General features: G+C 38.2%; 16 protein-coding genes and 4 pseudogenes. 2 read left to right on the forward strand and 18 right to left on the reverse strand.

The features are described 5' to 3' along the window. Window positions 1–8 precede the first annotated feature (8 nt). From FDF36_RS15845 to FDF36_RS15895, 11 genes and pseudogenes are all read right to left on the reverse strand, one after another. The gene (locus tag FDF36_RS15845) at window positions 9–1,922 is read right to left on the reverse strand and encodes a hypothetical protein (protein ID WP_220391992.1); all 1,914 of its coding nucleotides are present in this window, start codon (window positions 1,920–1,922) and stop codon (window positions 9–11) included. A 108-nt stretch (window positions 1,923–2,030) separates the two neighbouring features. Further along, window positions 2,031–3,152, reverse strand: coding sequence for a BF3164 family lipoprotein (locus FDF36_RS15850; protein ID WP_010992034.1), 1,122 nt, complete (start codon window positions 3,150–3,152; stop codon window positions 2,031–2,033). A gap of 181 nt (window positions 3,153–3,333) precedes the next feature. Then, window positions 3,334–3,642, reverse strand: a complete 309-nt coding sequence (locus FDF36_RS15855) for an NVEALA domain-containing protein (protein ID WP_010992033.1) — start codon at window positions 3,640–3,642, stop codon at window positions 3,334–3,336. A gap of 133 nt (window positions 3,643–3,775) precedes the next feature. Then, window positions 3,776–4,064: pseudogene (locus FDF36_RS15860) on the reverse strand (DUF1573 domain-containing protein); the annotation flags it as partial. Window positions 4,065–4,303: 239 nt separating this feature from the next. Continuing rightward, window positions 4,304–5,404, reverse strand: a complete 1,101-nt coding sequence (locus FDF36_RS15865) for a 6-bladed beta-propeller (protein WP_259281457.1) — start codon at window positions 5,402–5,404, stop codon at window positions 4,304–4,306. A gap of 201 nt (window positions 5,405–5,605) precedes the next feature. Then, window positions 5,606–6,682, reverse strand: coding sequence for a BF3164 family lipoprotein (locus tag FDF36_RS15870; RefSeq protein ID WP_220391994.1), 1,077 nt, complete (start codon window positions 6,680–6,682; stop codon window positions 5,606–5,608). Window positions 6,683–6,852: 170 nt separating this feature from the next. Next, entirely contained in the window at window positions 6,853–7,119 is a 267-nt protein-coding gene (locus FDF36_RS21335) for an NVEALA domain-containing protein (protein WP_259281459.1), read from the reverse strand. Between the two features lie 134 nt (window positions 7,120–7,253). Next, window positions 7,254–8,142: pseudogene (locus tag FDF36_RS15880) on the reverse strand (DUF1573 domain-containing protein). Beyond that, entirely contained in the window at window positions 8,142–8,369 is a 228-nt protein-coding gene (locus FDF36_RS15885) for an NVEALA domain-containing protein (RefSeq protein WP_220391996.1), read from the reverse strand. The pseudogene FDF36_RS15880 and the gene FDF36_RS15885 overlap by 1 nt, the downstream one beginning before the upstream one ends. A 65-nt stretch (window positions 8,370–8,434) precedes the next feature. After that, window positions 8,435–8,812: pseudogene (locus FDF36_RS15890) on the reverse strand (hypothetical protein); the annotation flags it as partial. 52 nt (window positions 8,813–8,864) lie between these two features. After that, window positions 8,865–9,296: a hypothetical protein gene (locus FDF36_RS15895; RefSeq protein ID WP_220391997.1), complete on the reverse strand. Its 432-nt coding sequence runs from the start codon at window positions 9,294–9,296 to the stop codon at window positions 8,865–8,867. A 233-nt stretch (window positions 9,297–9,529) separates the two neighbouring features. On the opposite strand from FDF36_RS15895, the gene FDF36_RS15900 reads away from it, so the two are divergent. After that, window positions 9,530–9,595 carry a hypothetical protein gene (locus tag FDF36_RS15900; protein WP_234059408.1) on the forward strand — a complete coding sequence of 22 codons (66 nt, stop codon included), beginning with the start codon at window positions 9,530–9,532 and terminating at the stop codon, window positions 9,593–9,595. 54 nt (window positions 9,596–9,649) lie between these two features. After that, window positions 9,650–9,967 (forward strand): transposase, encoded by a 318-nt coding sequence (locus FDF36_RS15905; RefSeq protein ID WP_122296863.1) that lies wholly within the window; start codon window positions 9,650–9,652, stop codon window positions 9,965–9,967. A 54-nt stretch (window positions 9,968–10,021) separates the two neighbouring features. On the opposite strand, the gene FDF36_RS15910 is transcribed toward FDF36_RS15905, so the two are convergent. From FDF36_RS15910 to folP, 7 genes and pseudogenes are all read right to left on the reverse strand, one after another. Then, a complete protein-coding gene (locus FDF36_RS15910; protein ID WP_220391998.1) occupies window positions 10,022–11,080 on the reverse strand; it encodes a BF3164 family lipoprotein in 1,059 nt (352 codons plus the stop codon). Window positions 11,081–11,315: 235 nt separating this feature from the next. Beyond that, window positions 11,316–11,528, reverse strand: a pseudogene (locus FDF36_RS15915) (DUF1573 domain-containing protein); the annotation flags it as partial. Continuing rightward, the gene (locus FDF36_RS15920) at window positions 11,528–11,755 is read right to left on the reverse strand and encodes an NVEALA domain-containing protein (RefSeq protein WP_005779008.1); all 228 of its coding nucleotides are present in this window, start codon (window positions 11,753–11,755) and stop codon (window positions 11,528–11,530) included. The gene FDF36_RS15920 and the pseudogene FDF36_RS15915, both read right to left, overlap by 1 nt. Beyond that, window positions 11,752–12,867 carry a hypothetical protein gene (locus FDF36_RS15925; protein ID WP_220391999.1) on the reverse strand — a complete coding sequence of 372 codons (1,116 nt, stop codon included), beginning with the start codon at window positions 12,865–12,867 and terminating at the stop codon, window positions 11,752–11,754. Before FDF36_RS15925 ends, FDF36_RS15920 begins: the two co-directional genes overlap by 4 nt. 44 nt (window positions 12,868–12,911) lie before the next feature. Further along, window positions 12,912–13,091, reverse strand: coding sequence for a hypothetical protein (locus FDF36_RS21475; RefSeq protein WP_310503390.1), 180 nt, complete (start codon window positions 13,089–13,091; stop codon window positions 12,912–12,914). 419 nt (window positions 13,092–13,510) lie between these two features. Then, window positions 13,511–14,275, reverse strand: coding sequence for a diadenylate cyclase CdaA (gene cdaA / locus FDF36_RS15930; protein ID WP_005779023.1), 765 nt, complete (start codon window positions 14,273–14,275; stop codon window positions 13,511–13,513). A gap of 34 nt (window positions 14,276–14,309) precedes the next feature. Further along, on the reverse strand, window positions 14,310–15,170 hold the full coding sequence (folP, locus tag FDF36_RS15935) for a dihydropteroate synthase (RefSeq protein ID WP_220392000.1): 861 nt from the start codon (window positions 15,168–15,170) through the stop codon (window positions 14,310–14,312). Window positions 15,171–15,197: the final 27 nt, after the last annotated feature.

A 15,197-nucleotide genomic window follows, 5' to 3' on the forward strand; every position in this document is an offset into this window, starting at 1 on the left:
GTAAGTTGTTATAAATCAAATGCAAAATATTGTCTTCCATTTTTATAAATAAAGACCTGCTCTTCGCGTCCCTTTGTGCGATTCCTCAACCATAGCAGAGCATTTTGTGGCACCAGAAAATCAATTTCCCTTTCTGTAGCCACCTTGCTGCCTAACGACTTCCATCCATTTATTCCGTCCTGATAGAATAACTCATAATTATCCCCGGGCCAAATGTAATTATCATCGTTACGCGGAGAAAAAACAATTCTTTCGATCAGCGTACTTTCCCCCAAATCATAGGCCAGATAACAAGATGTATCACGTGCCTGAAAATAAGTCAGTATATTACCATCTGTAACATACTCTAATTTAGCAATCGGTTCTATACTGTTTATCCTCCTCAACCGAACCTTCTCCTTACATAATGAATCCTTAAACAGTGCCAGTTCCGCCAACTCCATTCTTTTCCCTATCGGAGCAACATAACGAACATATCTATACTTCTTTCTTAGAAGCGGAGTCAACACACAATAATTAGTGGTAAGCGTATCCTCAAATTGCCATAACAGATCCGCCTGCATAAATGACAAATCATCAGCTGCTTCAAATTTTGCCCCTATGATAGCTCGATAAGCCCATTCCGCAATCGTCTTTTGCTGAGGCATTTTCCGCTTTAATATAGCTTCCTCCATCAAATCGATATTGGGTTTCAACAAAACAAACCCACCCCCCGTTTTAGATATAAACGGATATCCTGCCGGATACAGTTTTCCTCCATCTCCCTGATAAAGAGTCTGATAAATCACATCGGGTTCTATATCCCGGAAAGTAACCTTACCAGCATTACCAAGTGCCATATCTATAGGAATCCATCCGCCGGGACTAAATATCCCTAAGTAGATATATTGCTCTCCAGACATTTGTATCGGTATTGTCGTATCATTACTTCCAAAATATTCAGATGTCACATCTTTCACAAATCTATTTCTAAACACAGGATACAACCGTTTATTGCCCGAAATCCCGGAGATTTTCTCAGGTTGTACGCCAAAACAATAGCGATACACCTTCCCCTTTTTCCTTCCGTCATGCCGTAAGGTATCACGTGACGCTTCAAACTCATTAAATCCGAATTGAAGAAAAGTTCCCGTTGTGTCACGCAACATCGTCCAACAATGATAATGTTGATAATCGGGTGAATAAACAAAATAGTCGGTCGCAACAGGAATTCCACAAGCACGCATAGCATATATTGTCAGGTCGCATGCTTCACGACAATAACCAATCCGGTTATGATAAAGAAAAACAGCATTCAAGTGAGGTACCCGAAAATCAGTATTGTAGATGTAATACAGCTTTCTCAGTTTCCCGTCAATGATCTTAGAAGCTTCAATAACATCATCCCCCTTATAAAGAGAATCGAGTAGAGCTCCATAATCTTCATAATACAATTTACGCCAATCCGATAAAGGTTCATCGGCTATTCTGTAAGGTAATATCAGTTCGCAAAAATCATCGAACGGCAAATTTCTATTCCAAGGATATTTCCTCCAAACTTCAAAAGCCAGGTCTATATTATCTATCAAATATTCCGCTGTTATCACTTGGGCGTCATATATCTTGGAGAGAGAGGCAAAGGAAATTCTGTTCCATTTATTCTTCTCCCTTTTAGATATAGAACGCCCTTCACAAACCCCAACTAATAAATGGTGAATAGAATCAAGTTCATTTCCTTCATAAGAATACCATCCCGGCATATTACGAATTAAAAAACGAGCTGCCTCCAATTTTTCCGGATCAGTTCTATAATGTTCTAATACCTTTTCAAGCTCCACGCGATTATCGCCGGCAAATTCCAAAGCATATTCCAACCGCCTATCTTTCTCCGATTGACAAGCTGCCAAAGTTAAAACTAACAGGATAAACAATACATATTTCATAGTTAAAACAAATGCTTATTTTCTATTCAGACTTATTCTTTCTAAAATATTCATGTTTTAGGATTGAATTTGACATCGGAGGCAATCCTATTATTTTAGTTGATGAATTCATAAGCCTGTGTTAGGAACCAAGAAATCATCCAGGTCTAAATAAAGCACGTCATCTATTTGGGGATTTGTCACATATAATCTATTTCGGATAGGATCTATCCACATCTGCCCAATGCTATAATCCGTCTCTATTTTTTGTACCAGATTCCCATCCCAATCATATACATGAATGATATTCATGTGTGGAGTCTCAAAACGTTCCCAACGCTCTTTTCCCCAATATACTGCATATATGTAATTGTCATCTGCCTGAACCCTTGTAAAATACGACTTTATTTTTTCATCACTTTTAAAAACAGAAAAGTCCGGTTCACCTTCCAAACGATAGCCGCTCACATGACCTGTTTCAAGATCCAGAATATTCAATTGCGCAAGATGAACCATAGCTTGCACCACTTTAGTTCCATCCGGTTTAATGGCATCATTCGAGTAGAAAAAAGACTCCGGCAGAATGGAAGCTTCATCATTCCTTATCGACTTCTTATAGCTTGAAAAGCTCTTCAGCAACTTATTCGTGTCAAGTGTCCGTTTTTGATAAGCGGGCAAAGTAGCTTCTTTATCATTAAGCGGGAACGACTGTAACTCTGTAATTAATGTATTTTCATCCTTTAGAAACATCAAATAGTATGGAGCACCTCCATTCTCCTCTCTCCAGGGATAGGAGATTTGCTTATCCATAACAGTGGTGTCCCGCTTGATCGACTGAGTTATATTCCAGATAAATAGCTTCTCTTCATTAGGAGCGAACAGTAGAGTTTTCAGATCCCCTTTTTCTTTAAAGAAATGAAAAATCGGACCCAAAGCGGCAACTTCCCCAGGACCACTTCCTCTATAACAAAAAGTGCCTATTTCTTTTCCGGTGTCTATATTAAATATATTATAAAAGCGATCCGGCAATTTAGGATTCATAAAAAACATCAGTGAGTCGTATGTGGATAGCCATCCAAAATTCGCTCCATCCAATGGAAGTATTTTCAATGTAGCTTTCTTCGTGTCTTTGATACTATCTTCAATCGTTTGAATTTTACCATTGAAGTATGCGGTGTCATCATTTTCATGACAACTAACGCAAATATTCAATATTAGTGCAAGACTAAATATCACTTTAATGATATGCATATTTTTAATTTAGTTTATATTGTGATTATTATTTGAAACAAAATAAATCAGTAGCTCTTCCAACTGTTTTTTTATCTCAAAAATAGATGTGATTTTCTCGTGCCTCTATTTGAACGAAATTTATAGGGAAGCAAGAAACCAATATCTACTTTTGAGATAATTATCTAACTAAAGACCAACTTTATTTAGTACACCGATCCTGCTTATTATCATCATACCACCCAGACTCCATTGAAGATGGACATGGATAGATTGTATTTTTATCAGTTTTACTATCGCAAAAATATTTATAACCTCTTTTTGTACTCCAAGTATCTTCCAAATAACAATAGCCGGCATTAGTTCCTTCGCCATCAGCCAATGCTTCTACATTTGCCATAGCTACATCTGACAACTGGATTGCTTTTTGTGTTTTATACACATTATAACCAGTAAACGACAGAACCATCACTGCGACGAACGCAATCGTAATTTTCATTCTTGTTTTCATTTTATTTTCTTACTTTAGTTGATTATCTTTTTATTTATTCCGCTTATCATTTCCACGGAAAAGCAACCCAATTGCCTTCTAAAGCAAACTTTTTCCATAGGCTAACGTTCTCCATAATTTTTAAGATTAACTATTAGTTTTCTTTATCAACTGCATTACCCCGAATCTTCAAACGTATTGGAGAGGTGGAAGTATTACAATATACAGTAATGGTCTTCTCAAAATGTTCGGGATGCTCTGCACGGTAAGTAACCTGAATATCGGCAGATTTCCCCGAAGACACAGGCTCCTTGCTATAAGCAAGATGTACACCCACACGAAGTATTTATGTCCTCGATAATCAGAAGATGATTGCCAAGATTCCGCAAACTAAAAGTAGCGGTCTGGGGAGTTTTCCAATCAAAATCGCCCATTTCATCGATAAAAGTCGGATAAAGGAATCAGCCCTTCGTCAATCAATGTCTATACACATACATCAATACATGAGACTGCACTATCCAGAGGAGAGAATCAAGTTTAGCATTCTATTTAGAAAGCGTTTGAATTCTTCTTCCGGTATCTCTTTATTGATTTTTAAGTTTAACCTTTTCATTGATTCCCATCTTGGTTCTATTTCGCTAACTTACTAACAGACAATCATACCTTCTCATACCCCTAATACTCATCTTAATCTCAAAAGACTAAGTATCGCAGTTTGCTCATTTATCTCCTGTTGCTGATAAGCGGACGGAAATGCATCATCCGGAAATTCATCCGTATAAACTGTGACAAATGTATTAGGGATATTAGATGAAACCGGACGTCCCATTTCCGAATATCCCGGAATATCCATCTTGGTCAAATTTCCTTGCTCTATCCGTCCATCCTTCTTAAAATAGACAGACCACATCCCTTTATTGGGTGAATTAAAAGACCAAAGAGAGAAAACAAGATTCTTCCCATCCACCGTGAAAAGACTGTATGTACACTCCTCTTTCGTCTCGTACAATTCCCGGTCCGAGCAGTGAAAATCCGCCAACATAGGCAAATTAGACTTCTGCCTCATGGTTCTTATCACTGTATCATTCACAGCATCATATTGATAATAGCTTCCATCCACCGGATTATAGATTTTTATGGTTCCATCCTCTTGAGCACACAGTGTATTCCATGCAGAATGCACATAAGGAATCCCCTTTTCATATTCCAATAAGTTCTTCACTCTTCTCCCTTTCTGATCCAGAATCCAAAGTCCCTTACAGTTTTCATCTTCAGAAGGACGATGGCAGAGAAAACGGCCATCCGGCAACTCAACAACATCATTGAAAACAAGAGAATAAGGGAAGCTCAACGAATGAAGAAATTTTCCATCAAAACCGTAAGAATAAATAGTCCGTTTACTCATATCACAGACATAAACACAATCCTTTCCCACGAAAAAAGAGTCCATCTCTCTATACTCTCCCGGTCCCTCACCCCGCTGACCAATCGCATTCAAAAAAGTACCATTCTTGCTAAATCGAAATGCCATTTCTTGCTTTCTATCCGAAATGTAATAACAAGAATCTTTTGAAATTACATTATCGACCATACCCCAAAAATAAGGAGAAGGTAATTGCAGCCTGACAGACTCAATGGTGTCCACCAATACAGACATCGGCAGATATGGATTAGAAATAGACAGATCAACGGTCATTTCAAATCCCTTATCAACCTGTTTCCGACAAGATGAAACACAATATATAAACAATATTCCCACCACAATTAAACTGAAATTTTTCATAATATAAAAATTATAACCAGTAAATACCGCCATAACCAAACAAACAATTCTCTTTTTCCTCCTATTCTTTTTTTAACCGATAGAGATATAACGAATCTTTCACCACACATAAAACGACAAAAGAAGTACTTTTTTCACTATCTGTGAAAACAAATGGAAATATATCGGCAGGAAGACTAAATCCATATATGGTGTGAATCATTAATCTAGCGCATAACATATTATTTTCCATCCACTTGAACTATTTTTCACAGCAGCAAACAAACTCTGTTGGGTACTATCCACTGCAATATAATAAGCATCAGTATCTAACGAATATTTCTTAATCGGATTACCATCCCAGTCAAAAACCAATACGGTATCTGATTTTCGGTTGTTTTCGTACATTTTTTTATCAGAGTACAAAGCATAAACATACTTAGAGGTAGCGCTAAGATCTATATAACCCGTCTGAGTATTTTCTGTTAGATCGACATAATAAATTCCTTCTTCATTAACGGGTTTGTTGATTGGATCTCCCAACCTCAACGATTTTATCAACTCAATTTTATTGTTTACTATTTCAAAAAAGTCTATGTTGGACGAGAAGTTAATTGAACCGGCAAATGTATGTTTCTCAGGGTTCATAACTAAATTTCCTTGATTAGAAAGATATCTGGTGTATGTTTGAAAAGCGCTATCCGCAGCATTATACACATCCACACCGTAATCCAGCACACTGTCATTTTTGTTGAATAACAGATATTGGTAACGGGATTTATATGTCCCGGCACACAAAAAAGTCGTATCGTCTATCGCTATGAGCCTTGAAATCTGTGCCTCCGGAATTTTATATTGCGCCAGACGTACCGGTGAACCATCCTTCTTGCGACTGTTGCGTAAAGAGTCAAGACTGTATTTCATCACAATGCGTACTTGGTCATCAAAAACAGTGAAACCGCTTTCCGTTAAGTAGCCATAACAGGGTGAAGGCAACTCAGCCGGCCCCTGTCCGATAGTCCCAAAACGAGCGATATATTCACCTGATTTTTTGTCAAACAGCGTATAGCAACATCCCGAGTGATAGTCATTAGCTATGAGATTCTTTCCATCACAACTTAATCCCTCTATTATTGCTATAGAATCTTCATTAACATAAAAGTCCTTCTTTTGAGACAGAGATTGGGATTCAGAAAACAATTCCAGAACTGTATGGGATTTCTCTTTTTTGCATCCCCCCAAGATACACATAGATGATAATAGAAGTAGAGTGACGCATAAATACGGTCGTTTGATCATGGTTCAATATTATTAAATGTTTTTTATAATGGAATATATCAATTCGATATATCCCATTACGATATGAAGCTTTTCTCTTTCTAAACTATTGCTTACATCTATTCTTTAATTTTATAGTTAGTATTTTGTGGATACAAACTAAAGACAGATATATTGTGCAACCATTTGTTCTAATTAATACATGGAGAATTTAATCTAATTCCCTTGATGACAGTCGTGGTACCATTAGGTAATATAACCTTCATACAATCACCGTAATTACCACAACAATATGTTGTTGAACTACCGCCTTCGCCGGTGTTAGCTAATGCTTCTACATTGGCCATTGCTATATCGGATAATAATTTTGTATTCTGTGCTTTATACACATTATATCCAATAAAAGATACTGCTATCACTGCGATGAACGCAATCATTACTTTAACTTTCGTCTTCATTTTATTTTCTTACTTTAGTTTATTATCATTTTATTTATTCCGCTTATCATTTCCACGGAAAAGCAATCCAATTGCCTTCTAAATCAAACTTTTTCCATAGGCTAACATTCTCCATATTTTTTTAAGGTTAACTATTAGTTTTCTTTATCAATCGCATTACCCCGAATCTTCAAACGTATTGGAGAGGTGGGAGTATTACAATATACAGTAATGGTCTTCTCAAAATGTTCGGGATGTTCTGCACGGTAAGTAACCTGAATATCGGCAGACTTCCCCGAAGGCACAGGCTCCTTGCTGTAAGTGACGGATGTACAGCCACACGAAGCATTTACGTCCTCGATAATCAGAAGATGATCGCCAAGATTCCGCAAACTAAAAGTAGCGATCTGAGGAATTTTCCAATCAAAATCGCCCATTTCATCGAGGTTTTTATCCAAAACCACTTTTGTTTGGGAGGAGGTAGCGACTCCGGTTTGCTGTCCGGTAATAATTTGCAAATAAAGGTCACGCACCTTTTTATTATGGACAGGATTACCAATCGCAAGCACCTTGTTCTGACTGTTCAAAAGGAAAGTTTGAAAGTTCACATCCGAGGGGAAATGATTCAAAGCATCAAAACCTCCCTTTTCATCGATAAAAACCGGATAAAGGAATCGATCTCTCTTCAATAGAAAAGAGATTTCTTTTTTGTTTTTCGGATGGAAAGCAAAGAGAAAAGATACCTTTCCATTGGCCATTGTGTCGACCATAGAAATGAAATATTTCCATGTAGGAAGTTGCAATTTGCAACTGGTGCAGCCCACCGAATCCACGTAAGTCATTATGGTATATTCATTTTGGGGAAACGAATAACCGGCACTGTCCTTTCCCAAAACACTGAATGTCATATCAGCGGGATAGACAATCGTTCTACCCTCCCATTCATGGATCAAACGGGATATTTGCTGCTCTTTGGTCTCTTTACATGAGCAAAGTGCCATCAGAAAGCATAAATAGCCGATTAAGTTTAATAGGCCGTCCCATTATTCTTCACGGTATACTACCTCAACTTTCAGATATGTGAACGGACAGTCCACAGATCCGTCACCGATACAGGCTATATCTCCATCGGGGAACGACTCTCCTGTAGCCAAAGCCTCCACATTTTGCAATAGCACACCGGCTTCTTGTACCTTTCCTTCTTTTCTCACAGAAACAAGACCTATTAGCAATAGCCCGATAAGTCCAATAGTAATTTTTGCGTTTTTCATACTCTATGTTTTTATTGCAAAGGTATGGCTTATCTCGGCCACCGCCAGTGAGAAAGACTGATTTCTCACTGATTTTTCACTGATTTCTTACTATTTTCTGAACGAAAGTGGAGTTGATAGCCTCCATTTACCAAAGTAACACCAAGATTAGCCCCTATTTTCCTTAAATCAGTACGTAAATCAGTAATCAGTCGGTTCCTGCGTTCCATACAAGAATCTACATCCTCTAATTCTTTCCAGAATAGTTTTTTCAAATCTTCATTCAACAGCAAATGATCGGGTTTAAGAAATGCCAGCAATACCTCAGCAACTCGTTTTCGGAGTATACAAGTCTGTTTACGATAAGTGATACTCCTCTCCAGATAATCAAATGTAAGTCCATTGACTTCCCAAACAAATTCACCTTTTTGTTGAGCTGGCAGTTGTGATGATTCAATAAATTCAAAACAACCAGTAAATGCCATCACCACACAACAGTCAGCTCTTTCCTTCCTTCTATTCTCTTTTCAACCGATAACGATATAACGAATCTTTCACCACACATGACACAACAAAAGAGGCATCCTCTTCACTATCTATGAGAATAAATGGAAATGCATCGGCAGAAAGACTAACCAAATGTTCACAATCAGGTAATTTATATCTGTCATCAACTATAACCAGTACCGAGTCTGAGCCTTCAACAAGGTTACTTGATAATTCCACATCATCAAGCTTCTTCACAAACCGAAAGTATTTATACCCCTCATGCTTTCTATATACCGAATCAATTTTAGCCGATCGAAAATAAATTTCTTTAGAAGCAGCAAGACTTTTACTCACCACTTCCGTCATTAACACCCGAACTGCATCTGAATAAAAAAACAGATAACAAACGACTATCGCGACAGCAGACAAAGAAAAAACATGACAAATATTTCTAGTCACAATTATTGTTTTTAAGATATTTAGAAGCCGTTTTGAATTATAAAAGATCAATATAATATATTATCTATCAGCAGGTTAATTAAATATCATTTCTTAACTTTATGGCTACCAAAACATAAGTTATGAGTAATTATCCAACCAACCTAACTGATAAACAGTGGTAAGTTATAAAGAATATAGTAGAAACCAAAGAAAGGAAACGAAAACATCCTTTACGTAAGATGATAAATGCTATGCTGTACCTTACTAAGACCGCCTGTCAGTGGCGAATGCTTCTCAAGGAATTTGGCCCTTGGTAAACCATTTACTTCTATTTCCGTAAATGGAAGTTGGAAAGAGTCTTTGAGGAGTTGATGCACCATCTCCGAGAATCGGTCCGAAAAGCTTTTGGCAAAGCTATCAGCCCCATAGATTCCAAAACTGTAAGAACTTCTCATCACATTGATACGCTTGGCATAATTCCGGTGGTAGTTATTCACACTGCAAACATACTCAGGCCTGATGCCGCCAAACAGTTCACAGTACCATCCAAAAGATGGATTGTGGACAGAACTTTTTCATGGTTCGAAAGTTTTAGAAGGCTCAGTAAAGACAACGAAGTACTTCCAGAAACTTCACAAACCATGATATACCTAACAATGATACAAATGATGCTTAACAGGACCAAATGATAAATTCGAATATAGGGACTTAGTCGCAGCGAAATGCCCCACTCTCTTCTGAAATTATGGAATGTTATCGAACGATACTAAAGTAGGTTCAGGCATATTACCCAATCCTATTATTTTATGCAACTTCGTGCATAAAGCTATCCGGTATATTCTTTTATCTAATAATAATTTTGCAATAGGCAATCCTTTATAGTCGAAAATTAATATTTTGTTTGCCATTGATTTATGTGGGTCTTTAAAATCATAATCACTTAATAGCTGGTCTAAATATAATACATAAATATACTTGTCATCCATTGCTAAATCTAATACTTGTCCAAAACTTCTTTCTTTACTAAACAGAAGGTCGCTGTTTTTACATTCATAAAAAGATTTATCAAAATAGAAGCTCCAATCTTTTATCATGACATCGTTTTCCAAATGGTATTTTGCAAGGTATGGCAATTTGTTAGGAGTAAATACCATATTGCCCTCATAAGCAGATAAATGCCCCTTTAAATTCATTCGTGACGACAGCATAGACAATTCTCCCTCAATAGGAGAATTTCCAAATCTTTGTAATGGTTGTAAATTACTATCTAACAGCGAAAAGAAACTTCCGTCTTTTCCGCATAATAGCGAAACAAAATGTTTGTCATCCAACTTCACAAATTTATAATCCGCCGGATTTAGTTCACCTTTCTTACGCTTATAAGGTGCTCTATTTCTTGATAACTCTTTAATAACCATACCATCTTTACTATCATTCAAAGACATTACAGCCAAAGTTTGCGTATTGATATCGTTCAAGCCAAATGTGTTTTCATGAGCGTATGTAATCATCGGTTGAAGAAATTCGCCCGGACCATTTCCTAAAGATCCATAAGCATATATTTTTTTCATTCCTGAAGGTATCGAATATACACTGCAAAAGTCCTTTTGGGCGATATGGGTCATTACTAAAAAAGTATCAACACAACCAATCCATCCCACATTAATCAATAATTCTGTATCTGATTGTTCGCATTTTACTTCTATTACCTTATCGAATGTTGAGATATTCGTATTATCCCTCAAATTACAGCTCGACAATAAGCATGAAAAAATTACTATAAAAAAAAACTGTTTCTGCATAGGTTTACATATTATTAAACGACGTGTGGAAAAATTATAGCCATTTGTGCCAAAACATGACACTCATTCCTTTTAAGGTGGAATCAAAAACCTTTTCCTGTTTTGATAAAATTTGCTACTTTTGCACACATCACCTCCTTTCGTATTGGTTGATAATGATGGGGCGTGAGAGCTTCATTAACAAAGGTTGCAAGTCTGTGTATGTGTATTGAAGCTTCCTTTTTTCCCTTTGAAATATGCAAGTCATTATGGTATATTCATTTTGAGGAAACGAATAACCGGCACTGTCCTTTCCCAAAACACTGAATGTCATATCAGCGGGATAGACAATCGTTCTACCTTCCCATTCGTGAATCAAACGGGATATTTGCTGCTCTTTGGTCTCTTTACATGAGCAAAGTGCCATCAGAAAGCATAAATAGCCGATAAGTTTAATGGGACGGCCCATTATTCTTCACGGTATACTACCTCAACTTTCAGATATGTGAACGGACAGTCCACAGATCCGTCACCGAAACAGGCTATTTCTCCATCGGGGAACGACTCTCCTGTAGCCAAAGCCTCCACATTTTGTAATAGCAAACCGGCTTCTTGTACCTTTCCTTCTTTTCTCACAGAAACAAGACCTATTAGCAGTAGCCCGATAAGTCCAATAGTAATTTTTGCGTTTTTCATACTCTATGTTTTTTGCAAAGGTATGGCTTTTCTCGCCCACCGCCAGTGAGAAAGACTGATTTTTTACTATTTTCTGAACGAAAGTGAAGTTGATAGCCTCCATTTACCAAAGTAACACCAAGATTAGCCCCTATTTTCCTTAAATCGGTACGTAAATCAGTAATCAGTCGGTTCCTGCGTTCCATAAAAGAATCGACATTATCCAATTCTTTCCAGAATAGTTTTTTCAGATCTTCATTCAACAGCAAATGGCCGGGTACTTTAAGAAATGCCAACAATACCTCAACAACTTGTTTTCGGAGTATACAAGTCTGATCATGATAAGTGATACTCCTCTGCAGATAATCAAATGTAAGTCCATTGACCTCCCAAACAAATTCACTTTTTTGTTGAACAAGCGGTTGCGACGATTTAACATGATTATCTACTATTCTGAACTTAGATAAAACTTGAACAAGAAAAAGACGAACACCCGGAACATAAAACAAACAAAAGATCAGTGAAAAAAGAACATAGCTCCAAGTCCATAGATTATTCCAATGTGCTTTTAAAATAACGTCCACCCAAAAAGGTCTTATAAAAGCATCCATTTTTATGCAATAACCGATCCCTGTACTATAGGCTAATAAAAAACAATCAAGTTCATTTAGCCCACACGACACCGATATCCGCTCTCCGTTCTTTAGAGAACTTGTTAATTTTATTCCGGTCTTAGCACAGATGCCATCCATACGAAGCTTCAACAGCCATTTCTGATTCAGAGAATCCACATTGATAGAGTTTCGCTCTATAAGGTAAGATTGTTTAACTCTCTGCACAAAAGATGTATCCGCATAAACAGTATCAATGCCAAATCGACGTACATCGTGAGTCCCGCTCTTATCTGTAAGGGTTACTTTCTTATTCTTTACTTGTTTCTTCCCGGTAACGTACGCCTGATTGGGATTCAATTTTCGGAATCTACATTCCAAGTCTTCATCAATTGTACGCAACAAGAGTTTTTGTGCACTTGCATTTACAATAGGCAGACCCATACGATAAAGATAGGATCCAAAAGTAATTGTAATCCCTATCCAAAGTAAAGCAAATAAGATACTATAGATAAATTTCATTGTTCATCATTTTCTTTTGCAAAGAAAATCAAAAAAAGAGTTGATTACAAATAAAATATAATTTTTCTACCGCCAGTTTCATCTATAAATCTTATCAATAACAGTCTGACATTATCCAACTGAGCCACATGCAAATACACTATTGATTCATTACTCTTCACACAATTTCCCAAAGACCTTTCCCCCTGCACAAATAAGGAAGAGACCAACTTGATTTCCCCCATATCATAAACCTTTATGAACAAGATAATTACCATTTTTCATACGATCTTTACTCCGGCCCGCATACGTGGGCTCATGGGCCCGCATACCGGGGCTTATCGGCCCACGTACCCGGGCTCATGGGCACAGACATGCGGGCCCGGATAAGATTCAGACCATTTTCGCTAAAGATACTAAGGAAAACAAAATGCTTTTATAGGTATAAGCAGAAAGAACAGCCCACCCATCATGCTATATATAAATAGATTACGCTTATTTCCTTTACTAAAATGAAGGGTGGAAGATGGAAGATAGGGGTGGAAGATAAAAGCCCTTAAAAATAGCATCTTCCACCCGCTAAGAGTCTGTTTATCAGAACCAAGATTCTTAAAAGGTGGAAGATGGAAGATCGAAATGCATTTTTTGTATGAGAGCGTGATATTTAGCTTTCCTTTGTCAGCAGACTTTCAAGTTCTTCAGCACTCTGGCGAAGATAAAACTGTCCGCGCCATGCTACAGAAATTGCTCCGGTTTCTTCGGAAACGATAATGGCTAAAGCATCCGAGACTTGAGATATGCCCATTGCTGCCCGATGACGGAGTCCCAGTTCTTTGGGTATATCCAAATTATGTGACACAGGAAGAATACATCCGGCAGCTTTGATACGCTTCTTACTGATTACCATTGCACCGTCATGCAAAGGACTGTTCTTAAAGAAAATGTTCTCTATCAGGCGCTGGTTGATATTGGCATCGATAATCTCACCGGTACGAATGACATCGTCAAGAGGGACATTACGTTCCATCACGATCAAGGCCCCCACCTTCTGCTTTCCCATACTGATACAGGCCATCACGATGGGCATGATATCATCATGCTGAAGTTTTTCTTTTTTATTTCCGGTAAGGAAACGTACCAAGGCACTGGCATGTTGATGCGAACCGAGCGTGAGAAGGAAACGCCTGATCTCATCCTGAAACAAAACGATCAGTGCCAATACTCCCACGCTTACCAACTTATCGAAAATAGAACCGAGGAGTTTCATCTCGAGCACTTGCGAAACAACCAGCCAGATAAGGATAAACACCAGAATACCGGTAAACACATTGATAGATCCGGAGGCTTTCATCAGCTTGTATGTATAGTAAAGCAGGAAAGCCACTAACAGGATATCAATAAAATCTTTTATGCCAAATTCAAAAAACACGGGACTAAAGTATTAAGGGTTAAGTATACGGGTATCAGGAACAAGCCGATACACTTTTTAATTTCTCTATCAGCCGAACCGACTCAACAGCTTCACGCACATCATGCACACGGAGAATATCGGCACCTTTCATCAAAGCTACCGTATCGAGCACTGTTGTTCCGTTGAGTGCTTCCTGCGGTGTGGTTCCAAACAAACGATAAATCATCGACTTGCGGGAAACTCCCACCAACAAGGGAAGTTCGAAAATGCCGAACTCTTCCAGATGCGCCATCAGTTCGTAGTTATGCTCCAACGTTTTGCCGAAGCCGAAACCGGGATCGAGAATAATGTCTTTCACTCCCAAGTCACGCAATTGTTGTACTTTCCGGGCAAAATAAATGAAGACCTCTTTCAGCAAATTTTCATAATGGGGCTCCTTCTGCATGTTTTGAGGGGTACCTTGCATGTGCATCATAATGTAAGGTACATTCAGGCGAGCCACCGTCGGGAACATCTGTTCGTCCATCTCACCGGCTGAAATGTCATTGATAATGGCCACTCCGTACTCCTTCACACATTCCTCAGCCACTCCGGCACGGAATGTATCAACTGAGATGATAGCGCCCGGATGATTCCGGTTCAATATTTCCAGACCGGTACGCAAACGCCGCATTTCTTCTTCGGACGAGATGTGTTCGGCGTTCGGGCGTGACGAATAAGCTCCTATATCAATCATAGAGGCCCCTTCATCAAGTATCTGACGGGCACGTGCGGCAATATCGGCTTCTGTCCGGCTTCGGCTACCTGCATAAAAAGAATCGGGTGTAACATTGAGTATACCCATAACCTGCGGAGTGGAAAGATCAAGTAAGCGACCGTTTACGTTCAGGCTTTTGAAAATCATTGAATCCATTTTCTGTTATTACGGTTGATTGACGCA

This window comes from Bacteroides fragilis, assembly GCF_019583405.1.
GTDB lineage: Bacteria > Bacteroidota > Bacteroidia > Bacteroidales > Bacteroidaceae > Bacteroides > Bacteroides fragilis_B.